The following is a 23,944-nucleotide window of genomic DNA, read 5'->3' on the forward strand; positions in this document are numbered from 1 at the left end:
TTCAAGTTTAAATTAAACCAAATAGGCAAATAGGTGTCTTACACACATGGATAAACGCAAAATCATACTTTCTATACTTGGAGTATTACTTATTGTTTTAGCAGTTTTTGGCGCAAAAGCAATTATTGACAGTAATGTGAAAGAAGTACCTGAGACTACCAAAGTGGTTAAAAATGTATTTGTAGAAACTGTTGAAAACCGAAGGGTTCCAATAATAGTTCCCGCCAATGGCAATGTTACCGCTCTTAAAAAAATGGAACTTTTTTCTGAAGTAGAAGGAATTTTTCAGTACAGCAGTAAAAATTTTAGGCCCGGGCAACATTATAATAAGGGTCAGGTGCTATTAAGTATTAATTCTGAAGAATATTCAGCAAGTGTGCGTTCGGCTAAAAGTGAATTGTTCAATAATATCACTTCCATAATGCCCGATCTTAGAATGGATTATCCAGATTCCTTTCAGAAATGGCAGGATTACCTGAATAATTTTGATGTAAACAGCCCTGCCAAACCACTGCCAGAGCCGGATTCAGATAAAGAAAAATATTTTATTACCGGCCGCGGAATTCAATCGGCTTATTACGAGATAAAAAACCTGGAAGAACGACTTCGAAAATTCAATATAGTTGCGCCATTTAATGGAGTTTTAACTGAAGCTGCCGTAAACCCGGGAACCTTGATAAGACCGGGGCAAAAACTTGGCGAATTTATAGATCCTTCGGTTTATGAGTTGGAAGTAGCGGTTGGAAAAAAATTCTCAGATTTATTACAAATTGGGGAAGATGTAGCACTTCAGGATCTTGATGGTAATCAAACCTATACGGGGACAGTAAGTAGAATAAACGCCAGGGTAGACCGCGCCTCGCAAACCATACAGGTTTTTATAAGAATTGAAGATTCAGAAATTCGGGAAGGAATGTACCTGGAAGCAAAATTAGATGCCCGTGACGAGGAAAATGCCATTGAGATTGCAAGAGAGTTGCTGGTAGATCGTTCTAAAGTTTACGTGGTAAAAGATAGCGTGTTGGTTTTAGAGGAAATTAATCCTGTTTATTCTTCCAGCAATAAAGTGGTGATAAAAGGCCTTAAAGATGGAGATAAATTGGTTTCAGCCCCTGTGCCGGGCGCACATCCGGGAATGAAAGTGCAAATACAGAAACAGGAAGACACTGCTAAAGCCGAGGAATTTTGAGAAAATTAATCAGTTATTTTATAAAATATGAGGTAGCCGTTAATGTGGTCATCCTCGCTTTTGTAATTTTTGGCCTGGTAGGCGTGTTCAGTTTAAATTCTTCCTTTTTTCCTTTAGAAGAATCGCGCATCATAAATATTAATGTGAATTATCCGGGTTCAGCTCCAGAGGAGATTGAGGAAGGAATAATTCTCAAAATTGAAGATAACCTCAAAGGCTTGGTAGGGATAGAACGGGTAACTTCTACAGCACGGGAGAGTGGCGGTTCAATTACTGTAGAAATAGAGCAGGACGAAGATATAGACGTGATGCTCACCGAAGTTAAAAACGCGGTAGACCGCGTGCCTACATTTCCCGGCGGAATGGAGCCTTTGGTGGTTTCAAAAGAAGAAAGAGTCAGGCCATCTATTAGTTTTGCCATTAGTGGTGATGATGTCCCCCTGGTAACGCTGAAACGTATAAGTGAACAAATTGAAAACGATCTAAGACAGCTAGATGGAATTTCACAGATAGAAATTTCAGGATTTCCTGAAGAAGAAATTGAGATCGCGGTTAGCCAGGACGATCTTTTAGCTTATAATCTAACTTTTGAGGAAGTTGCCAGAACTGTTGGAGCAGCAAATATTCTAAGTACCGGCGGGACCATTAAAACCGAAGCCGAAGATTATTTAATTAGGGCAAACAGTAGAAGTTATTATGCCGATGCTTTAAATGATTTAGTAATAAGATCTACGGCTACCGGGCAAACCACCCGCTTAAGCGATGTGGCTGAAGTACGGGATCAATTTGGTGAGACTTCTAACTCTTCGTATTTCAACGGAAATATTGCCGTAAATGTTGCGATAAGTAATACGAATAATGAGGATCTTTTATCAGCCGCAAAAAAGGTAAAAGAATATGTAAAAGATTATAACGCGAAAAGCAGTAATATTCGCTTAGACGTAGTTTCAGATTCCTCTATTACATTAGGCCAGAGAACCCAGCTACTCCTGGAAAACGGGGCGATGGGAATATTTCTTGTTCTGCTTTTTCTCTCAATATTCTTAAATACCAGGCTAGCATTTTGGGTGGCTTTTGGGCTTCCTATTGCATTTTTGGGAATGTTTATGTTTGCGGGTCAATTTGGGGTAACTATAAACGTTCTTTCTTTATTTGGGATGATTATCGTAATCGGGATCCTGGTAGATGATGGAATTGTAATTGGGGAAAACATTTATCAGCATTACGAAATGGGGAAAACTCCCGTTCAAGCAGCTTTAGATGGCACAATGGAAGTAATTCCACCAATTATTTCGGCTATTTTAACTACGGTTTTAGCATTTTCTACATTCTTATTTTTAGACAGTAGAATTGGTGAATTCTTTGGCGAAGTCTCCACCGTCGTCATTCTTACTTTAGTAGTTTCATTAGTAGAAGCGCTTATTATTTTACCGGCCCATATTGCCCATTCAAAAGCCTTACAAGCCAGAAATATTGAAGAAGATAATAAGAAAACAGGTCTGGCAAAGTTCTTTGTTAAGATGCGGGTAGTAAACCGTACCGGCGATCGAATTATGAGTTACCTGAGGGATAAATCTTATAGTCCTGTACTAAAATTTGTACTTAAACAACAAATGCTTTCTTTAGGTATTTTGGTTGCTGTTTTAATTCTAACAATTGGAGCAATTGGCGGTAACTGGATTAGGATAACCTTATTTCCAAGTATTGCCAGTGACCGCGTTAGTATAGATCTTTTAATGGCTGAAGGTGTAAATCCTGAAAAAACAGATTCTATTATTTCTATGGTTGAGGAAGCTGCGTGGCGTGTAAATGAAGATTTTAGCAGCCGCCAAAGCGGAAATAAACAAGTTGTAGAAAATACTATAAAAAGAGTTGGCCCCGGCAATAATAAAGCTTCCTTACAGGTGAATTTACTGCCTGGAGAAGAAAGGGATATTGGTTCGCCTGAAATAACTAATGCTATTAGAGATGAAGTAGGACCTGTGTTTGGGGTGGAAAACCTCACTTTTGGTTCGGGTGGTAATTTTGGAGGAGACCCGGTTTCGGTTTCGTTACTAGGGAATAATCTTCAGGAATTGGAAGCTGCAAAAGAAGAATTAAAGGAAAATTTTGAAAATAATGCGCTTTTAAAAGATGTAAAGGATAACGATCCACAGGGAATAAAAGAAATTAATATTAACCTGAAAGAGAGCGCTTATGCGCTTGGTCTGGATCTTAGCGAGGTGATGCGCCAGGTGAGAAACGGATTTTTCGGGACTCCGGTACAACGTTTTCAGCGTGGACAGGATGAGATTAGGGTTTGGGTGCGTTACGATCTTGAAAATCGATCTTCTATAAACGATTTAGACGATATGCGATTAACCACACCAGATGGCGATCGTGTACCGTTTGATGAAATCGCAAATTATGAAATTGTACGTGGTACCGAGTCTATAAGTCATTTAGATGGGCTTCGGGAAATTAGGGTGAGTGCAGATATGGAAGATCCCAACGGAAGTTCTACCGAGATTCTCGCAGACATTAGAAGTAACGTAATGCCCGATTTACTTACAAAATATCCTAGTTTATCGGTTTCTTATGAAGGGCAAAACAGGGAAGCCAACAAATTAACCGATTCCGCTAAGGGAGTATTACCGGTGGTTTTATTCCTTATTTATGCGGTAATCGCTTTTACTTTTAGAAGTTACAGTCAGCCATTATTATTAATGATAATGATTCCTTTCAGTATAATTGGTGTTGCCTGGGGGCACTGGATTCACGATTTCCCGGTAAATGTGCTTTCAGCATTAGGAATTATTGCCCTTGTGGGAATTATGGTGAACGATGGGCTGGTGCTTATTAGTAAATTCAACGGAAACCTCCGTGACGGCATGAAGTTTAACGACGCCCTTTACGAGGCCGGCCGGGCAAGATTCAGGGCTATATTTCTAACTTCGCTTACCACTATTGCGGGAATGGCGCCTTTACTTCTGGAAAAAAGCAGACAGGCGCAATTTTTAAAACCAATGGCAATTTCTATTTCATACGGAATCGCTATCGCTACGGTGCTCACCTTACTACTTCTACCATTGCTACTTTCTATAAGTAATAATATTAAAGTGGGCGGAAAATGGCTCGCTAGCGGAAATAAAGTGACTCACGAAGAAGTGGAACGAGCTATTAAAGAACAAAAAGAAGAAAAAGCACATGGGGAGATCGGTTAATTTAATACTTGTGGTGGCTATTTTCTGTATGGGTAGCATAGTTGCCCAGGAAGAGGATGTTTTAACTAAGGAAGAAGCTATAGCACTCGCGTTAGAGCGTAACTACGGTATTGAAATGGCTAATAATGATGTGGAAATTGCCGAAAATAACCAGGGAATTCTTAATTCAGGCTATTTGCCATCGGTAACAGGGCGGGCAGGCGCCGGTTATGATCTTAATGACAGGCTTACAGAACCCGAAGAAGGTGAACCGCTAAATCAGGAAGGTATAGAAAGCAATTCTTACAATGCTTCTATAAATGTAGATTACACCTTATTTGATGGTTTGGGCAGATTTTACAATTACAAGAGTTTAAAAGAACAATACGACTTATCTAAACTGCAGGCCCGGGAAACCATAGAAAATACAATGCTTCAGTTATTAACGGTATACTATGAAATTGCACGGTTAACCGAGAATGTAGAGGTATTAAAAGATGTTCTGGAAACTTCAAAAGATCGTGTAACCAGGGCGCAATATCAGTTTGATTACGGGCAGAGCAATAACCTTGCGGTCCTTAATGCCCGGGTAGATGTAAATAATGATAGTGTGAACCTGCTACAAACCCGTCAGCAACTAGATAATACCAAACGGGATTTAAATGTCCTGGTTGATAGACAAATGACAGAAAAGGATTTTGAGGTAGATACCACGGTTAATTTTATTCCGAAGTTACAATTGGAAGCTTATATAGAGGAAGCTGAAGCCAATAATGTTTCCTTACTTCAGCTTGATAGAAATCTTGCAATTACAGAGTATGATATTAAAATTAGCAAATCAGGCTATCTGCCAACTATAGATCTTAACGGATCTTATGGGTGGAATTTCAATAGAAGTGCCGCAACAGCGTTCTTTCCCGGAAGCCGTCAAACTACTGATGGTATTTCTGGCGGCGTAAGTTTAACCTGGGACCTTTTTGATGGTGGGACTACTTCTGTACAAATTCAGAATGCTAAAATAACGCACGAGAATCAGGAATTACAAAAGAAACAGGTTGCCCTGGGAATTAAAAGGGATATAGCCAATGCTCTCGGAAATTATGAAAACAGATTATATATCTTAAGAGTTCAGGAAGAAAATGTAGCTACTAACCGGGATAATTTTGAACGTTCCCGCGAGCAATTTAACCTTGGAAGAATTACGTCTATTGAATTCAGGCAGGCCCAGGTAAATTTGCTGGATGCAAGAACCAGCCTTAATCTTGCAAAATATGATGCAAAAATTGCTGAGTTGGAGTTGCTGCAGCTTACCGGACAATTGTTGAATATAGAATTGTAGTTTATGTTTGAGCACTTTTTTCAATGCCCTTATTGCTGGGAAGAAATATCTGTCTTGCTGGATCCCTCGGTGAGTGGCCAAACCTATATTGAAGATTGTGAAAATTGCTGTAATCCTATAGAAATACGCGTTTCGTTTGAGAATGGAGAATTAACTTCTTATGAGGCGGTAAATATTGAACAGTAAGACTCTAAATTACACTTTATCACCTTCCGAATTCATTTTCTTTTTTTAACTTAGGGAAGATACTAACCATTTTATAAGCCAATGGAAAAAACTTTCGAGTTTGCCGATAATGTTGTCGGTTTTCTGATTAAGGAGGAAATTGATCAGAAAAAAATGAAGGAAATCCTTTCAAAAATAAAAGAGCGAATAGAAAAAGTAAGTCCAATATGTATATATATCGAGGATGAATCAGATGAAGGAATTTCGCTTGGAGGTTTATTGAAGGCTGTAAAGTTTCATTTTTCACATTCTGAAGATCTAAAAAAAATAGCTATTGTAACTGACGATAAGATGTTTAAGAAATCTATGGACATAAAAGATGTTATTGTTCCCGCAGACGTGAAATCATTTGAAAAAAAGGACCGGATGAAAGCAATGAATTGGGTAATGATTTAATTCAAAAAAAGCTTTGGAGAAATAAAAAATGACTGTATATTTGCAGTCGATATCGCGGGATAGAGCAGTAGGTAGCTCGTCGGGCTCATAACCCGAAGGTCACTGGTTCGAGTCCAGTTCCCGCTACTAGCAAAGACAAGGCTTCACAGAAATGTGAAGCCTTTCTTTTTTCAATGGGTACAGAATAGGTACAGAATAACTCCTTATTCAAAAGCAAATTCTTAATTGATATTAATTGCTAGCATTTACCTTTAATTCTAATGAATCTAGATTTAGAATGGGTCAAGTCTAAAGATTTTGTGCCGCGAAAGAGTCTTAGCTCCACGACTAAGACGTACTATGAAAAGAAAACTGGAATTGGGTTTTAAACTTTCTTAGGTTTAATTGCATTACATATTTATTCAAAGTTCGATTTCAAAAAGAGTTATTACAATCTCTTGATCAAGTAGCACACCCAGAGGATTGTTTTATACTGGCGAAAGCAAATCTTTCATTGCGTCACACTTTGACGTTAACTCACTGCATTTTTGTAAATATCTATAACGAAGCTGAGTGCTTCGTAGTGTTAAGGATAATCCGTTTCAGTCTGTGACTTTTCCTATAGGTAGGGGCATAGGAGAACTAAAGGGCGAAGCGGAATCTTATTTAATTAGTGAAATAAAATTACTATGAACTACAGGAATAATAAAGAACCCAAATTTTTACCAGATTTCAACCTGCAGCATGTGAATCACATGATGAACTTCTATCATGTACAGAAAATGTATCTGGCCTATTTCGGGAAAGTTCCCAGTTATTATACTTTTTCCAATCGTGACATCGAAAAGTTTCATCAAAGATTTTCAGAAACTTTCGCTACCAATATCCTGGGAAAGCATTTTAGACGGTGTTATGATAAGGATGAACACAAAGCAGAAATCATCTATATTTTAAAACAAGAAATAATGTTGGAACAGGATCCGGATGAAATTAATGTCTATTTTCAGGATGAGAACTCGGCACTTCTGGATAATCTCCTGGAGTTTATAAAAGGATTTAAAAAAGAAAAGCCTGACCAAGCCCATATAAATCTAATCATAATGCAACCTCATGGTCTCGATAATAAAAAGATAGATTTTACTAAACCGGATCTTGATCTTTCAAAAAGTTACAATGATGACTTTCCAGGATATCATGATAAAATGCTGAAAATCGTTCAGGAGAACAATAAAAGCGGGCTTCATCTTCTGTACGGAAAACCGGGAACGGGAAAAAGTACATATATTAGGTATTTGTGCGGACTTGTAAAGAAAGAAATTGTGTTTCTGCCGGGACAGATGGCCCAGAATCTAGATAATATTGCGATGACAAAATACCTTATGGATAACCCTAACTCAGTATTGGTCATAGAAGACGCTGAGGAGTTGATCGTTTCACGGGACAACCAACGGAATTCCAACCTGGCTATGATCCTAAATATTACTGATGGTATTCTAGGTGAATCCCTGGGCATCCAGATCATTGCTACCTTTAATACTGATGTTCAACACATCGATCCGGCTTTAAAACGTAAAGGTAGATTGAAATCAGCTTATGAATTCAAGGCCCTTTCCGTAGAAAAAGCAAATCATCTTCTTATAGACCAGAGCTTAAACTATTCCACACAAGATGATATGACCCTGGCCGAGATATACAACATTAGTGAAGAAGAACAATATAAGTATCCGGCTAGAAAAGCGGTAGGATTTAGGTAGTCTATGATGAAGAAATTATTTCTCGATGATTTGCGCACCGTGGATATGGTTTATGATTATATCCAGATATCAGAGTTTGAGGTGGTAAGAAGTTATGATGAGTTTGTGGCGTATATTCAGAAAAATGGCCTACCGGACTTTATAAGCTTCGACAATGATCTGGGTTTGAATGAACTCGGGGAGGTTGCGCCAGATGGCTATGCGGCAGCGAAATGGCTTGTTTACGAATCGGGTTTAGACCTTCGTGAATTGCAATTTAAAGTCCACTCCGCCAATCCGGTAGCCGCTGATCAAATAAGGGGATTGCTGAATAATTATATAAAATTTTTAAAAGAGTAGTATTTGATTTTTACTTTATAAAACTCAAAATCGTATTTTTTAGAACCATAAAATAAAACTTTTGAAATCACCACGATATCTTACCAAATCCCGGTTTAAACTCGCTTTGGATTGTCCAACAAAACTTTACTATACCCGAAAACCGGAATATGAAAACAGTGCAGATACCGATAGCTTCCTGGAGCAACTTGCTCAGGGTGGGTTTCAGGTAGAAGAACTGGCGCGGATGGAACATCCAAGAAGTATTGCACTTATTGGTGATGATTACGATTATCAGAAATTGGCTGATGAAACACGAAAACTTTTGACTCAGGATGAAGTGAAGATTTTCGAACCTGCATTTCTGTTCAACGGACTTTTTATTCGGGTAGATATCCTGGTTAAAAAAGGAAATAAAGTACGCTTGCTGGAGGTGAAGGCAAAATCTGTTTCGAGAGAGCGACATGAGTCTTACCTTAATTCAAAAGGGAATAAATTACAAGGCGGGATTGACCACTACCTGTATGATGTGGCTTTTCAGAAATATGTGATGCAGTCTTGTTATCCCGAATTGGAGATCTCCAGTTTCCTGAAGCTGGTCAATAAGGATGCTGTTACTTCTGTAGACGGACTTCACCAGTCTTTTAAAGTAGTGGCCGACTCCAATTTGCGCACTGGGATCGAGAAAAGAGAAGGGCTTACCAAGGAAGATCTGGGAGATTCTATTCTCTGTGAGGTTAATATTGATGCTGAAGTTGATCTGATTCTGAATCAGAATCCTATAGACGAAGCTTTGAGTTTTGAAGAAATGCTAAACTTGTTTAGGAGTCACTATCGGGAGGATCGGAAACTATTTATAGGAATAGGAGGCCACTGCAAAGGGTGTGAGTTTAAGTCCGAACCAGCGTCCAAAAAGAAAAGTGGTTTCCACGAATGCTGGGCCGAGGAGTTAAAACTTCCGGTTTCAGCTATAGATGAGCCAAAGATCTATGATGTTTGGTATAATCCGGCTAAAAAACTTATTGAGGAAGGGAAATACTTTATGAAAGAGATATCAGAAGAAGATTTCACGGTAAAACCTGAAGCCGGGAAACTTAGCCGATCTGAGCGTCAATGGCTGCAAATTGAGAAAACTGTTCAAGATGATAACTCTCCTTATTTTGATCTGGAAAACCTGAGAGCAGAACTGGCTTCCTGGAAATTCCCATTAAACTTCATCGATTTTGAAACCACCGCCGTTGCTCTTCCTTTCTTTAAAGATATGAGGCCCTACGAACAGCTGGCTTTCCAGTTTAGTCATCATATAGTGCACGAAGATGGTAGAGTTGAACATTTCAACGAATACTTAAATACTGAACCGGGAGAATATCCAAATTTCGATTTTATCCGTGCTTTAAAGAAGTCTCTTACGAGTAATGACGGAAATGTTTTTAGATATCACAATCACGAGAATACGATTGTAAATGTAATTTACGATCAGCTGCGAAATTCGGCTGAACCGGATAAAGAGGAGTTATTGCAATTCATAGAAACCATAAGCCATAACACAAGCAGGAATGCAAAAAGCTGGAAAGGAGAGAGGGATATGATAGACCTGCAGAAAACCGTGGTAAAATATTATTACGATCCGGGAACGGGTGGTTCAAATTCCATAAAAGCCGTTTTGCCAGCGGTGCTGCACTCCAGTAGCTATTTATTGGAGAAATATCAAAAACCCCTGTCGGAAATTGATGTGAGCAGCAAGAATTTTGACCCCGACCATATTTTTCTAAGAATGGAGAACGGAAAGGCTGTGAGTCCATACAAAGCTTTACCTCCGGTGTTTGAGAATTGGGACAGTGATAAGCTGGAAGAAATAACAGAAAGCATCCCCGAGATTGCCGATGGGGGAGCGGCCCTATTTGCATACCAGAAATTGCAGTTCCCGGATCTTTCTGCCCCTGAAAGAGAAGCCATCAATCTGGCGTTGCTCCGCTACTGCGAGCTGGATACTTTAGCGATGGTGATGATCTATGAGTATTTTAGGGAAGTGTGTTATTTTTAGAAGATATTCTTAAGGGAGTTAATAACACCTGCTGAAGGAAAGTTAACATCTGCTTTTTAAAATACTTTATACAAAGTAGTTACTAATACACCTTTAAAACCGGGAGATTTAACACATAATAACTGTTTTTCTTCCTTACCTATAAAGTTAAATGGAGGCTCTAAAAGATTTACACCACTTTGCTTTTTTAGTCTGATTCCCTGGCCGGAAATAATATCCTTATTTGGTTCAAAATCTTCTTCTGGTAAATGCTCGGTTAGAACTACATATTTAAATTCATATAATTTTCCTAAAACAGATTTTATTTCAGCATTAGATAAATGTTGTAAAACCTGTCTTAGAATAACGCAATCTGCGGCAGGCAATTCATCTTCTGCGATATCCAATGAGTGAAATTCTAAATTATCTGCTTTGAATTCTTTTTTATTATGCGCGATAAGATCTGTAACTATGTCTATTGCAATATACTTTTTGGAGTATTTCACCAATTCTTTTCCAATATTAAAATCACCGCAACCCAGATCGCAAACCACCGGAGGAGTTTCAAAATTTTTTAAAAAATCTGATATTACAGCGATATACGGGTTTACAATTTCAGGACGATGGGAGCCCAAACCGGAGTAAAATTCAGATCTCTTACCACCCCAAAGGTTTTTTTCATAGATCTGCGCCATGGCATCTTTAGTTGGCCACGGTTTTGTTATTTTTTTATTATTTGTCATTTGAAGGAGAAAATTGGTTTTTTACTTTAAAGATGTGTGTAAGACAAGGTAACCGCCACCAAAAAAGGATCTTTTAGTTTGCCGTTCCCGTACTCCTCTTTTTGGTATAGCAGAGCTTATTTAGACATTTTTAGAGCTCGTTTAAAGTGAGATTTTGTAAGGAAACATTAGGACATCTTTTAAATTAAATTATATGAACCTGTTCGCCTAAATCTTTCATAAGCTTTGCAAGTGGTCTTTTAAGAAGATCTTTATTCTCTGTATAGTTACCAATAATAAATCGATGGATTAATTCCTCATCTATATTTATACTATGAGTAGTTTTGAAAAAATTAATAATTTCCTTTTTTCGAGAAGAATTATAATAGACACTTTTGAGGAATATTTCGGCTGCGATATCTGTGAATTGCCTATACTGCGACTCTAACTTAAACTCACTTTTAAAATGGTTTAATTTTTTCTCTAATAGTTTGTTACCTAGATATTTTCCTCTTAATTCTAGTTTAATTTTAATATCATCTTCGTCAAGATTCATTAAGTAACGAGTTAGAGTTCCCTTATCCACTTTATATTTTGCAATGGTGTGCACATCTTCCTCATAAGGATGAATATTATCAGAAAGATTATATTCATTAGCTGTTTTTGACATATTACAGCTGGCACAGCACGGTATAAGATTGTAGAATGAAAGACTTAAAAAGGGATAGATTTTTTGAGGGAAATAATGGTCTATATGGAACAACAATTTGGTTTTTCCATTGTGGTCTACTGTTAGTCCATATTGTGTATTGCAATACACACAAGATTTAATATTCAATTTTTTAGACAACCATACAGCCTTCGCACTTTTACGGAAACGGTCATAACCAAAAAAGTCGTCTATCTTTTTCCCCAGAGGGGTTAAAGTCGAACCATTGGTATCATAAATATGGGTAAATAGTCCAGAACTTGTCATATGATCTTTTATTTCTTGTAGTATCTTAGGTTCCGAAATAAGGATATATTCGAGATTTTCTAGAACATATTCCATTGTTCTTTTATCCCCACCATTTGAAGCAGACTTTATCCAATTTTCCAGTTTAGTCTTTGGGGAGATGTAATTTCCCTTATCAGTAAGAATACGTCTTGCGTACTCCTTTGCTATAACAGGATCTTTACTCAGTTTGATCATTAGTCTTGTTTCTTAATTCCTTTTCTAAATTTTTAATCTTGTTTTTTAATTCATCTATTTCTGCAGTGCCTTCTTTTCTTTTAAATAATTCTTCCAGTTCCATTTTAATAATGGGCTCTCCAATTCTCGATATGATAAATTCAATTGTTTTTGATTCTTCATGAGATAAATCCTGCTCAGATTCCAGCAGAGTTAAAACCCACTCGATTTTTTTCTTTGAGAAAGCTCCTATAGTTCCATTATCCATAAAGAAAGAATCAGCAAAAAGAGAGTATATATTTCCTCCAAAAGTATGTTGAGTTTTATGCTGAACAAGTTCGGTATTTCCAAATTTATTTTTATTTAGAAAAATTACATTACTATTAGGTAATTCTGAAAGTATAAAAGGGCTATGGGTTGTGAAAATAATTTGAATAATATATTCATCAAATAATCGCGAAATGAATTCAATAGCTTTAGAAAAAAATAACCGTTGCCATTCGGGATGCATTCCTACTTCGCCTTCATCTATGAATAATACTATCCTTTTACTTTGAGTATTATAGTTATTTTTTTCCCTAAACTTAATTTCGTTCTTCGCATAAAATAATCGAGCATAAAAGTTGAGTAATTTTTGCTCACCCGAACTATAATTATTTTCAAATTGATAATGAAAGTGGAGATTATCTTTTAGAAGAGATTTTGAATTACTAATAATACGTTTGAATTGTTTCTGTTTTTTATTTAATGATAATTCAAATTTGTTAAAAATAGCCGCAAAAGTATCCTCCCATTTTTCATCATCTGTCTGATCATGAACAATTACATTACTTTTGACTGTAAACCCACTGTCTACAAGGATCTGATCTAAATTAATGACAATGGCTTTAAGTTTAGTGTCTAAATTATCATCACCAAATTCAGAATTCCCTTTTGTGAAAAAATCATCTAAAAGCTTCGCGGTTAAAGTGGATGCATGGATTTTCCAATAGGCTCTGAAAAAAGTAATATAGAATATTTTTTTGAATAATTCTTTCTTAACCTCCAGAGGAACAGTGTATAATGAAGTATATTCATTTTCTTTTTTATGGTATTCTTCTAATTGATAAGAAATGTTTTTTTCTAAATCATCAAGGAAATGATAAATTTCGTTTGAATTCTGCTTGTTTTTATCGCGAGAGGCTTCTTCACGGCCGTAGTATTCTAAGTTTAACAATTGATTATTTCTAATAGTATCAACTGAAAAAGAAATTATATCACTATGATTAGGAAGAAATTCAGCAATTTCTGAATAATTTAAAATTAAATCCGATTCTCTAAGTTTTTCGTTTCTACTATAAGCCAAAAGCCTCTCTGTTCTTTTTTGTACACGATAAGGTTGAGAATTGTTGTAGTGTTTACTCGAATTGTAAATATCACTGGTTAAAAGGTATGTTGTACTTATATCTTGAATATTATCATTTCCGCTGACCCAATCCTTAAACCTCATATCAAGGAGCGGATTATAGTAGATATATCTATTAGCTTCCATTTTAAACCAGTCTCGGTTTCCCTTTTTATCTAGCGGATTAAATTCATATCTCTCTACTTCATATCCCTCTTCTTGAAGCTTTTTTTCATTTACTAATTTTAAAGTTTCTTGAATGAATATTTTTTTTTCTAAAATTAAAATTCCCTTACCGGTTGGAAATCTAGCCAATGCTCCATTTCTGACATGGACAAGGTTATAATACAAGAACTCACTAAGGTTTGTTTTACCCGCGCCATTTTTACCTACAATGGCAGTAATACTTGATATGTTCTCCCTAAAAAAGCCCTTAGGTGTTGTATCTAGGTTTTGGGAAATCCTTAAGTTCTGTCCATCATATTCGAATTGGTCACCATTAGAATTATTAAAATTAAACCCAATATTTTTTATATTTCTGTAGTCCTGAATCCAAACAAATTTAATTTCCATTATTCATAATAGTTATAGTTTTTATGACGAATATTTTGTGTTTAATTTCTATTCTCTCTCATACTCACCATCCTCTTCATCGTATCAAAAAATGCTTGGTAAAATGCATCATCCTTGGCATACAAACGGTAAAGATCAAGTTCATTTTTTCGCTGTTTCCTCATAACGTCTTCAATAATTCTTTTTAATGCGAGGTCGCTATTCTGCTTATCGGTATTATTGGCTACCTTAGCTTGAAAATCCTGATGCTCCTGAATATGTTTGCTCAACTGAATAAATTTCATTCGTTGCTCATCAGGTGTGGCCTCCCAACCCTGGAACCATCTTTCATTGAAATTCTTGATAATATTTTCAAGGATATCTTCTTCTTTTTCTCCGTGAGCTCCACGCGGATTCGGGTTCTGCGGATCTACAGAAGTTTCTGTTGCATCCAGCCCTATAGAGTCATTGAGTTTTGTGCGCTCTAAACCGTATGTAGATAAATCTACTGACTCTAATAATTCATCAAGATTATCTGCATCCTTATCTTTTACGATCAATTTTGGTATCAGAAATTTCAGGAACCAAAAGAGCTTTTCCCAGGTCAGCATCTCATAAGGCATAATAGCCGCCATCTGGCCGTAGATTTTTACAAACTGCTTGGCTTTAATCTTAAAATCGGCTTTATCTTCATCTTCCAGTTCCAGTTCAGTATTAAAGCGATATGCTGCCTGGTCAATAATCGGACTCAACTTCTGGGCATCCTCTTTCATAAAGAACTTCTCACAGAAAAGTTCTACCTCTTGCTGTTCGTAAATCCCGGTTTCATCTAAAGTTTCTTTTATTTCGTGGAGTACATTAATATCTGTAGCTGCGCTTAAAGAAGTTGCCGTATAAAAAGGATCAAATGAATTCCTGATATCATCAGTAGAATTAAAGAAATCCAGGATAAAAATATCTTCAGTTTTCTTCCCTAGTTTATCGGCCGACCTGTTTAATCTTGATAAAGCCTGAACCGCCAATACACCCTGTAGTTTTTTGTCTACATACATTGCGGTAAGTTTTGGTTGATCAAAACCGGTAAGATACTTATTGGCGACTACCAGGATGCGGTATTCGTCTTTATCGAAATTTTCCTTGGTATCCTTTTCGCCGAAACCATTCATATCGGCTTCGGTGTATTCAATACCGTCTACAGTTTTAGATCCTGAAAAAGCGATAAGTATTTTAAAAGGACTTCCTCTTTGTTCTAGAATCCTGCTTAAGGCTTTATAATATCGAATAGCAGAAACGATACTCTGAGTGACCACCATGGCCTTCGCTTTTCCTTTGAGTTTTTTCTTATTGACAATATTCGGAATGAAGTGGTCCAGGATCACCTCGGCTTTAGTATCAATAGTTTGCTGATGACTTTCTACGTAAGCCTTTAATTTCTTCTGCGCTTTTTGAGAATCGAATAGGGGATTATCTTCTATAGATTTCTCAATCTCGTAATAACTTTTATAGGTGGTATAATTCGCCAGCACATCCAGGATGAAACCTTCTTCAATAGCCTGTTTCATAGAATACAGATGAAAAGGCTTAAAGGAACCGTCCGACTGTTTTACTCCAAATTTTTCTAAAGTATTATTCTTAGGTGTAGCCGTAAAAGCTAAGTAAGAGGCATTCCCGCGCATTTTTCTTGCCTGCATAGCTTTTATGATCTTATCCTGCACATCTTCCTCATCTTCTTCCTGTGCCTGCTGACCCATCGACTGGTTCATCTTGTCGTGAGCAGATCCACTTTGGGAACTATGAGCCTCATCAATAACCACTGCAAAACGTTTGTCGCTTAAATCTGAAATACCATCTATAATAAACGGGAATTTTTGGATGGTAGTAATGATGATCTTTTTTCCGCTTTCCAGGCTATCTCTTAATTCTTTGGAAGAATAGGCCGGAGCTACTATATTTTTAACTTCAGAAAAATCTTTAATGTTATCTCGTATCTGTTTATCCAGCAAGCGCCTATCGGTTACGACTATGACAGAATCAAATAAAGGCTTTTCCATTCCCTGACTACCGTGAATTCCTTCTAGCTCGGGATAGGTCTCAATAAGCTGAAACGCGGCCCAGGTAATGGAATTCGATTTTCCTGAACCTGCCGAGTGCTGAATAAGATAAGTTTGACCAACACCATTTTGCCCGGCGTGGTCTATGGTCTTCCTTACTACATCCATTTGGTGATACCTTGGGAAGAATAAGGTTTTGGAATGTAAAGGGTCTTTAGCTTTTCCATCAAGTCTCACAAAATGCTGAATTAGATTAGCCAGGCTTTTTTTAATAAGCACTTCCTCCCAAAGATAAGCTGTTTTATGACCGTTAGGATTTACCGGGTTTCCTTTGCCATTATCGTCTCCTTTGTTGAAGGGAAGAAAGAAGGTATTGCCGCCATTTAATTTGGTGGTCATATAAACTTCATCGGTATCTACCGCGAAATGCACCAGGCATCGACCGAAGTTTAGCAAGGTTTGTTTTATATCGCGATCATACTTATATTGCTTTTGTGCGTGGACTTTCGCATTCTGCCCAGTCCAGTGATTCTTTAATTCTGCAGTAATAACAGGCAGACCATTTATAAAAATTACGATATCGATTTCCTCCCGTGGGTTCTCTACAGAATATCTTAATTGCCGGGTAGCGCTAAACTGGTTATCCTTAAAAAGCTTTTTTACCCGGTCGCTGCTACTAGCCAAGGGAGCCTGGTAAAATAATGTAAAATGTGCATCATCTACTGCCAAACCTTTTTTAAGCAACTGTAATACGCCATATTTTTTGATCATCCTGTCCAACCGCTCCAGAATCTTTAATTTCCAGTCACCGTGCCGTTGTAGCTTTTCCAGTTCCTCCTTTTGAGTTTCTTCCAAAAAGCTCCAGAACCTTCTTTTATCGATGGCATATTTCGCATCAAAGTCATTTGGGTTACCTATATAATAACCATTCCCGAAAAGATACTGCTCAGATTTTTCTGCGATATTTGCATTGGGATCCTGCTCTTTGATCTTTTCGATGGTTATCCCGGAAAGAGTTTCCTGGATGGCGGCTTCTAAAGCTTGTTCGTTAGTTTGAGATGGCATACTCATTCAATTTTATATTAACGCGGTAATTAACCGGCTGTAATTCACCAAGAAGTATAATATTTTTGACGCAGAAGATTTTTGAATCCTTATTTACTAACCAAAGTTCAAATTGATCTTCATTATCATCAGCAAATCTTTTTTCCTCTCTGCTAATTAAAAATGAGGATCCATTATAAAATTTACATTCCACGTATTTAGTTTTCTCTTCTGCTGAATCATAGTAACTTAGATCATAATGTTCCCCCTCATTTGTTTTGGCAATATGCTCAACTTGAGTATATAAATCTGGTCTACTCAATAAATATTCCTCAACAATTTTTTCGACTTTATTCCCGAGCTTTTTCTTTTGGTTAGGACTTAATTCCTTTTTATCTCCCAACCATGGTCCATTTTTGTTTTTTATTCCTTCGGCTTGGACACCTAATTCTATTTCAAAATCGTGCACTAAATCTCCAGTTCCAGTAATATCCCAATTATAATCATCAGTTTTAGTTTGCTCATTATTTACGGTAAGTTTTCCAAGTTCAGATTTTATAAATTCCATTTGTCCATGAAAATAGCTCAAACTATTTAAAACCTCGTTTTTCCTTAACTCCAGTTCTTCATCTTCAGACAGAGGTAAGATGTTCTTTTTATGGGTTAAGTCATAATTCGGATACTGGTCACTATTCAAATCAAAATTTATTAAGGGGTATTCTTTCTTTAACTCTGAAATAATAATTTTATCAAAATTATATCTGGAAGCATTTTCAACGAATAGATGAGTATCAAATAAATGTTCAATTTTATATAACTCCTTTAGAAATTGCTTTTGAATTGCAATTTCTTTTGATGAAAGATAGTACCAGATTTGATCCTTAAGGTTTTTCTTAATGCTGTTATAATATTCCTTAAACTCCTTATTATAAATTTTATCAAACGAGATCTTATATTCGGATGAATTATTATAATCGATTAAGTCTAAGCCTAAAACATCAAAAACTTTTTTGATTCGTTGAAGATGATCCATATTATCATCCGAAACAAATAACAATTCCTTATCTAAATCCGGGAAAAATCGATATATAATTTCTTCAAGGTTATTCTCGTCTAAGTGTTCTTGAACTTCAATTTTTTTCAAAGCAAAAATGGATTTCCAAATGGATAATCGAACACTTATTTCACCAAGTAATATTTTTGATTCCTCTAATATTCCCTCAGCCAACTCATTATTTATATCATAAATATTATCTTGAGTTGATTGCAAAATCAAAGATTCAAATGTTTTTTTTTCATCTAAAGTATCAAATACCTTGAGAAATACATCCGACAAATTATCTCTGAATTTTTTGATTTGCCTAAGTTGGAATATATCAATACCAGAGGGGATGTTTATATAATACTGACTATTACTGAACACATAATCAAATGGTTCTATTTTAAATGGTTTTATCTCAAGTTCACAAATTAATTCTTCACAACATATGATCTTCAGTTTATTAAGTCTTTGGACCTGCCGCTTTTTTTCTTCCTCTTTCGTTATCTTATCTAGTCTAAAAGCTAATATAAATGGCTTAATTTCCTGTATGAACTGTTGAAAACCCTCTGAAAGTGATTCATTGATTTTTAGGCTTTTTACATCCAAATCAAGATCATTTAAATTCTTTAAACCAAACATTTCTATGGCAGTAGTACCTCCTGATCTCGATGGATAATATAAAATTGGAAAATCATTAGTTAAAGAATCCGGGAGTTGGATCCTATCACTGTAATATATCTCGGTTGAATCTTTTACAACTATATTATTCCCCTCTCTTGCATAAAGGTCTACATTCAATAATTTCTTTTGGTTTTGTTTATAATGACCAACTAAATTTTTATAAAATACCTGCGCGCCTTTAGGTTTCCTCTTGTTAGCTAATTCTTGAGTTTTTTGTTTGAGATATTCAATATCTAGCTCATTAAAATCCTTCTTAGCTCCAAAGAACGAAAGTATTCTATCTACTTCCATCTTTTCGAGGTCAGGATTGATATTATTCAAATACTCGTAATCTACTTTGAATGGGTTAAACCATTCATTTCTTTTACTTGTGATGAGATAATTTTCAATTTGGAATCGAGTTGAAATTAAAAAGTAAATAAAATTTTTAAATGGTGATAGCTTCTTTTGCCCATAATGATGATAAATTAATTTTTCTTTATCTGAAAAGATGATGCTATAATTAGAGAAAATACCTTTTATTTGCTCATCTATTGAAAGCCATGCAATTATAGAGTTTATATCTATGCCTTTATCGTTTATAATCTCTTCAAAGCTTTCCAAGTAGAATAGCTGATAAACATCAATACTTCGACCATATCGATTTCTAATATAAGAGAGATACTCATTTGGAATATTAGAGGATTCTAATTTCAAGGAAAAAAAACTATTAACACCTAACCATTTTAAAAATACCTCTATCTCATCTAAATCCTGATCTTTTAAACCTATATCTTCAATTCTGGATATAACAAATTCATCAGGATAAGTAAAATTAAAAATGGTCCTATTGGCTTTTCCTATCTCAAACTCTTCTGATAAAACAAGTTCTCTAATATCTCTGACCTGGCCTGACCTGTTCAGACAAGGGATTTTAGAATCATAATCAAGTTTAGGAATATCCGGCCTTAATTTGTAGTTATAATATAATTTCTGAAAGAATTCGATTATTACTTCAGTTGCTTTAGGATTATTCTTCTTTAAGTAATTATCTGTCTCGCTAATTATCTTTTTTATTACAGTCTGGGGTTCAAATGAATGCACATCAGATATACTCTCTAGCTTATCTTTTAATGTCCTGGATTTATTCGGTTCTGATGATAAATCCAGTTCTTCAATTAGGGCTCTATAGAGAGAAGAATGGATAAACCGAATATTTGAAAATGAGGGAACTTTAAGATCTTTATTTTCACCAGTCTTATCTGTATAGACATAATCTTCTGCTTTGATCAAATTTTCATATTCGTCTATTAACACACAAAATCTGTTATTAGGGTAACTATCTAAAAGAAGTTTTATAAAAGTTGCTCTTTGCTGAATATTCAAACCTTTCGCAATAAATTCAATTATTTCAGTATAATTTTCAGGTTTACTAACATATTGCAGAGGTCTAATAATGTTCTCAGAAGACATTATCTGAGATTTGCAATATTCTTCTAGAGAGTTTTTTTTCAGAAACTTAGAGATCTTATTCCCTAAGTTTACCACTTGACCTGAAGCTCCATATTTTCCAGACAAAGTTGGATAAACTTTGTATTCGTCCCAGAATTCATCGATCATTTCAGAATAAGGCTTATACACATCAAAATCCTTATTATTTATAGCTTGAAAGGGTAACCACGACATTGAAAGCTTTGTTTTTAAAACTTCAATAAATCTAAGATGAAGCTCGAATAATTTTTCAAGAACGAACGAGTTTACCTTTGATTCAGTACTGTGATTTCTGTTTTGGTCTAGCTCCAAACTAGCATGTACAACAAAAGGCAATTCAAAAGGTATTTGGGTTTTAAAATAATTATACATAACCTCATCCCTGAAAGATAAATCATTGTTATAAGCGATCTTCACACTATACCTCTTGGGTTCAGTTGATTCAATATCCTCTAGCAGATTTTTATCTATTTCTCCATCATTACTTAGAACGAAGTACTTGTGACCATTGTAATTTATCTCAGTGTGATGATCATCTATTGCTTTCCTTCCTATTGAAATTGTATTCTGTATAACATTGCCCTCAATACGAATAGTGTTAATATTTCTAAGGAATAATAGGGTTTTTTCACTTATTGACCTTAACTGCTTTATGACATCTTCTTCAAAAGCTTTTTTATACTTTATAGCTATGGTGGTAGTGTATTGATGTGGGAAGTCAAGATCCTTGATCTCGCAGCTATTTAGAAAAGGTAATGGCAGAACATTCTTATTGAACTTTCTTTCCTCTCTAATCCTTTGTAAGCTTTCATCTGTATATTCTAATTCGTTGATTAAAATATCTTTCTTGAAAGCCTCACTAAATACTACCTTAAAATCATTGCTAATGATACTTATTTCATCCGCCCAATTTATAATTGATCGAAAACCTAAACCTTTATTTCCAATGTAACCTGATGAAACTTTTGCCGATAGGCCAGGGTAAAAAATAGAATTATATCCTTTAATAGAAAATGGCCGATTGCCATTATTACTTATTTTCAAAACACAATTCTCAGTATCTAGAAAAATTCTAACATCTGTAGCTCCTTCATCTTCACAATTCTGAAAGAGTTCCAGTAGTTGCCTACCATTATAGCCCTGATTGGTTTGCTTTTCAATTCCATACATACTAACAAGACTTTTAGGATTTTTCAGATCATTCAATCTTGTTTCTAGTATTTCTTTTACACTGGCTTTTATGTTCATTAATTCAATCTTATAATTTTACCTCAACTTTACATTCCTAACACCGAAGTGTCTATTAGTTCTATTCCTTCGACTTTTTTGGCTTAAAATCCTAGCTGCTAACAAGCACTCTCAAACTTCTCCAGAGTCTTTCTTAAAACAATTTCTTCACATTGTTCTATTGAGGACCATTCGTTTATATTGTCAGAGAAGAAAGTATTTAGATAGCAATTAGAATAGCAGTCTATAAAACCAGACTTTTCTTGTATACTATTTGTAGTCGCATACTCCCATCCATTAATATAAGCTTTAGCTTTTGCCTTCGCGAATTCAAGACTTTCTTCGTCATCAGCAATTCCTGCTCTTCTTTTTACGTCAACCAATTCACTGGCATATTTTTCTGCGTATCGCTTAGCGTATTCTTCACTTTTACCCTTTGTAAGGGCTTGATCATAAATAAAGGCATAATCTTCACAGTATATCTCGTGGTAATAATCTTCAGCTATTAAACTTGCGTATTTGTCAGCATAGATTTCCGATTTGCCTTTTTCTAACTGCTTCCTATAAGTTCTGGAGAAATCGGCGGCTATTTCTTCAACAGGTCTTTCTGAGTAGCCATTATTGATCACATAATCAATTAAAAAATCTGTGTAGCGTTTATCTCCGTTTTTTAGTTTACAAAAAACTTGTAAATCTTTAAGAGCTTCGTGTTTATCACTTGAAGCAACCTCCTCGTAGCACCTAATAACCGTGTTATTAAGATCTCGCATTATTTTTAATTCTGCTTGCGTTTTACTCCAGACTTTGCTAAATCCGTTCTTTCTATTTTCTATATAGCAGTCTATATAATCATTTGGTATGTCGAGTAAAGTTGCTGGAGTATCATCTTCTTCAATGGCATTGTCTTCTTCTAACTCGGTAAGAAAATTGACTAAAAAGAAAGTGAAAACCTCCTCAAATTCTTTGTTTCCAGAAATTTTTTGAAACTTTTCTTCAAAAGCTTCTTTACCTATATATTTTTCTATAATTAGTTTCATATTCTTCACTTTACCTCACCCTTATCATAGCAGTCACCATTTTGTTTATTATATCTTGAATAATTGAAATGATCAATTCCAAATTGGAGCTGTTCGAGCGTTATATACGTTTACTTTACATTTGAATTTTCCTTGTATTTCTTTAATGTGATCCAAATCTTTCTCTGAATAGACTCCTATGTAAACGCTCCACAGTCTACGACCATCTTTTGGAATTCCTCCTTGTTTCGCTGCCTTATTAATTGCATCAATTATATGTTCGTCATAGTTTCCAAAATTAAATCCGAAACTTATTAATGAACCTTCCATTTTGGTGAGTTCTTCGTAACAAAATGATAAGTAACGATTGTGCCTTATATGTTTTAGCTTTTCTTCCCCGTTTCCTGCAGTTACGAAAATTGGATATTCTTTTTTGTCCAACCGCTCTTTTACATTTTGCAGTAGATAATGCTCTGAATCATATACTTCCTTTATTATTTCTATACCGGTATTAAAAATTGGGAGAGTACCGTGGACAAAAAACACAGTTTGATCATCTTTATTTTTCCCCCAATAAAGGTCTGAAAGCTCAGGCTCTTCACCTCTCTTAACTTCTTTGGGATTTAAAACTTCTTTGCCGAAACCGTCAATACCCTTCGTGGCATTGTTTCTCATCAAGACCCAATACATCAAGAGGTCATAATTCGTGGTAAAAACTTTACCATCTTTTTCTAAAAATTCATTTAAAAAAGCAGCGCATTTTTCGCTTTTCTCTTCAGCTATTTCAAATACATGTTCAGGATGTAAATCAGTAATAGCATTAATTAGACTGCTTCTGAGTTTAGAATTTGCTCCTTTTAATTTCTGAGTTAATTTTTTATCCGTATCAAAAGCTTCAGCTATTTCAATAAAATAATCAAGCTGCTGCATGACCAATTCAAAATTCTTGGTATTGATTACTTTAAAGAGCTTCGATAACACTGGATCCTCCAATTTTTCGATAAAATCATAAAGAGCATTGTAGGAAAAAATTTTATGATCATACGCCATACTAAATCCATTCCCCATTATTAAATGCTTTGGATCCTTTCTTTTATTTAATTTACCTAGGACAGAACTGTAATCTGGAAGATCTTCAAACTTTAACTCTGCCTGGATATTATCTTTTGCCATAATTTT

Annotated in this window: 15 protein-coding genes and 1 tRNA gene; 9 read left to right on the forward strand and 7 right to left on the reverse strand. The window is 35.5% G+C overall.

The genetic code is table 11. The features are described 5' to 3' along the window. Positions 1 to 46: 46 nt before the first annotated feature. The 9 genes from B5X53_RS05205 (at position 47) to B5X53_RS05245 (ending at position 10,426) form a co-directional block, all read left to right on the forward strand. The gene (locus B5X53_RS05205; protein WP_079712187.1) at positions 47 to 1,189 is read left to right on the forward strand and encodes an efflux RND transporter periplasmic adaptor subunit; all 1,143 of its coding nucleotides are present in this window, start codon (positions 47 to 49) and stop codon (positions 1,187 to 1,189) included. Next, complete coding sequence (locus tag B5X53_RS05210) at positions 1,186 to 4,392, forward strand: efflux RND transporter permease subunit (protein WP_079712188.1); 3,207 nt, start codon at positions 1,186 to 1,188, stop codon at positions 4,390 to 4,392. Before B5X53_RS05205 ends, B5X53_RS05210 begins: the two co-directional genes overlap by 4 nt. Beyond that, entirely contained in the window at positions 4,376 to 5,710 is a 1,335-nt protein-coding gene (locus tag B5X53_RS05215; RefSeq protein ID WP_079712189.1) for a TolC family protein, read from the forward strand. The genes B5X53_RS05210 and B5X53_RS05215 overlap by 17 nt, the downstream gene beginning before the upstream one ends. A gap of 3 nt (positions 5,711 to 5,713) precedes the next feature. Beyond that, positions 5,714 to 5,896: a CPXCG motif-containing cysteine-rich protein gene (locus tag B5X53_RS05220; protein ID WP_079712190.1), complete on the forward strand. Its 183-nt coding sequence runs from the start codon at positions 5,714 to 5,716 to the stop codon at positions 5,894 to 5,896. An 81-nt stretch (positions 5,897 to 5,977) separates the two neighbouring features. Next, positions 5,978 to 6,331 (forward strand): SpoIIAA family protein, encoded by a 354-nt coding sequence (locus B5X53_RS05225; RefSeq protein WP_079712191.1) that lies wholly within the window; start codon positions 5,978 to 5,980, stop codon positions 6,329 to 6,331. Between the two features lie 53 nt (positions 6,332 to 6,384). Then, a tRNA-Met gene (locus B5X53_RS05230) sits at positions 6,385 to 6,457 on the forward strand. Positions 6,458 to 6,999: 542 nt separating this feature from the next. Then, positions 7,000 to 8,064 carry an AAA family ATPase gene (locus B5X53_RS05235; protein ID WP_079712192.1) on the forward strand — a complete coding sequence of 355 codons (1,065 nt, stop codon included), beginning with the start codon at positions 7,000 to 7,002 and terminating at the stop codon, positions 8,062 to 8,064. Positions 8,065 to 8,070: 6 nt separating this feature from the next. Continuing rightward, positions 8,071 to 8,403 (forward strand): cyclic-phosphate processing receiver domain-containing protein, encoded by a 333-nt coding sequence (locus B5X53_RS05240; protein WP_079712193.1) that lies wholly within the window; start codon positions 8,071 to 8,073, stop codon positions 8,401 to 8,403. 61 nt (positions 8,404 to 8,464) lie between these two features. Next, positions 8,465 to 10,426, forward strand: a complete 1,962-nt coding sequence (locus B5X53_RS05245) for a DUF2779 domain-containing protein (RefSeq protein WP_232764126.1) — start codon at positions 8,465 to 8,467, stop codon at positions 10,424 to 10,426. 56 nt (positions 10,427 to 10,482) lie between these two features. Here B5X53_RS05245 and B5X53_RS05250 read toward each other — a convergent pair whose 3' ends face one another. The 7 genes from B5X53_RS05250 to B5X53_RS05280 all read right to left on the reverse strand — a co-directional run bounded on the left by B5X53_RS05250 (position 10,483) and on the right by B5X53_RS05280 (position 23,938). Beyond that, positions 10,483 to 11,148, reverse strand: a complete 666-nt coding sequence (locus tag B5X53_RS05250; protein WP_079712194.1) for a class I SAM-dependent methyltransferase — start codon at positions 11,146 to 11,148, stop codon at positions 10,483 to 10,485. A 184-nt stretch (positions 11,149 to 11,332) separates the two neighbouring features. After that, on the reverse strand, positions 11,333 to 12,319 hold the full coding sequence (locus tag B5X53_RS05255) for an HNH endonuclease family protein (RefSeq protein WP_079712195.1): 987 nt from the start codon (positions 12,317 to 12,319) through the stop codon (positions 11,333 to 11,335). Next, positions 12,303 to 14,255: an AAA family ATPase gene (locus tag B5X53_RS05260; RefSeq protein ID WP_079712196.1), complete on the reverse strand. Its 1,953-nt coding sequence runs from the start codon at positions 14,253 to 14,255 to the stop codon at positions 12,303 to 12,305. Before B5X53_RS05260 ends, B5X53_RS05255 begins: the two co-directional genes overlap by 17 nt. A gap of 41 nt (positions 14,256 to 14,296) precedes the next feature. Further along, a complete protein-coding gene (locus B5X53_RS05265) occupies positions 14,297 to 17,350 on the reverse strand; it encodes a type I restriction endonuclease subunit R (protein WP_079712197.1) in 3,054 nt (1,017 codons plus the stop codon). Next, on the reverse strand, positions 17,334 to 21,770 hold the full coding sequence (locus B5X53_RS05270; RefSeq protein ID WP_079712198.1) for a sacsin N-terminal ATP-binding-like domain-containing protein: 4,437 nt from the start codon (positions 21,768 to 21,770) through the stop codon (positions 17,334 to 17,336). The genes B5X53_RS05265 and B5X53_RS05270 overlap by 17 nt, the downstream gene beginning before the upstream one ends. Before the next feature lie 98 nt (positions 21,771 to 21,868). Further along, positions 21,869 to 22,786, reverse strand: coding sequence for a hypothetical protein (locus B5X53_RS05275; protein WP_079712199.1), 918 nt, complete (start codon positions 22,784 to 22,786; stop codon positions 21,869 to 21,871). Between the two features lie 72 nt (positions 22,787 to 22,858). Continuing rightward, a complete protein-coding gene (locus B5X53_RS05280; protein WP_079712200.1) occupies positions 22,859 to 23,938 on the reverse strand; it encodes a DUF4917 family protein in 1,080 nt (359 codons plus the stop codon). Between the last annotated feature and the right edge of the window lie 6 nt (positions 23,939 to 23,944).

It is taken from the genome of Salegentibacter salinarum (assembly GCF_900168115.1).
In the GTDB taxonomy this organism is placed as follows: Bacteria; Bacteroidota; Bacteroidia; order Flavobacteriales; family Flavobacteriaceae; genus Salegentibacter; species Salegentibacter salinarum.

What these genes read in the sequence shown, in the direction of transcription:
- B5X53_RS05205 (WP_079712187.1), top strand. Translation starts at nt 47, where the DNA reads ATGGATAAACGCAAAATCATACTTTCTATACTTGGAGTATTACTTATT.
- B5X53_RS05215 (WP_079712189.1), top strand. Translation starts at nt 4,376, where the DNA reads ATGGGGAGATCGGTTAATTTAATACTTGTGGTGGCTATTTTCTGTATG.
- B5X53_RS05220 (WP_079712190.1), top strand. Translation starts at nt 5,714, where the DNA reads ATGTTTGAGCACTTTTTTCAATGCCCTTATTGCTGGGAAGAAATATCT.
- B5X53_RS05225 (WP_079712191.1), top strand. Translation starts at nt 5,978, where the DNA reads ATGGAAAAAACTTTCGAGTTTGCCGATAATGTTGTCGGTTTTCTGATT.
- B5X53_RS05235 (WP_079712192.1), top strand. Translation starts at nt 7,000, where the DNA reads ATGAACTACAGGAATAATAAAGAACCCAAATTTTTACCAGATTTCAAC.
- B5X53_RS05240 (WP_079712193.1), top strand. Translation starts at nt 8,071, where the DNA reads ATGAAGAAATTATTTCTCGATGATTTGCGCACCGTGGATATGGTTTAT.
- B5X53_RS05250 (WP_079712194.1), bottom strand. Translation starts at nt 11,148, where the DNA reads ATGACAAATAATAAAAAAATAACAAAACCGTGGCCAACTAAAGATGCC.
- B5X53_RS05255 (WP_079712195.1), bottom strand. Translation starts at nt 12,319, where the DNA reads ATGATCAAACTGAGTAAAGATCCTGTTATAGCAAAGGAGTACGCAAGA.
- B5X53_RS05260 (WP_079712196.1), bottom strand. Translation starts at nt 14,255, where the DNA reads ATGGAAATTAAATTTGTTTGGATTCAGGACTACAGAAATATAAAAAAT.
- B5X53_RS05265 (WP_079712197.1), bottom strand. Translation starts at nt 17,350, where the DNA reads ATGCCATCTCAAACTAACGAACAAGCTTTAGAAGCCGCCATCCAGGAA.
- B5X53_RS05270 (WP_079712198.1), bottom strand. Translation starts at nt 21,770, where the DNA reads ATGAACATAAAAGCCAGTGTAAAAGAAATACTAGAAACAAGATTGAAT.
- B5X53_RS05275 (WP_079712199.1), bottom strand. Translation starts at nt 22,786, where the DNA reads ATGAAACTAATTATAGAAAAATATATAGGTAAAGAAGCTTTTGAAGAA.
- B5X53_RS05280 (WP_079712200.1), bottom strand. Translation starts at nt 23,938, where the DNA reads ATGGCAAAAGATAATATCCAGGCAGAGTTAAAGTTTGAAGATCTTCCA.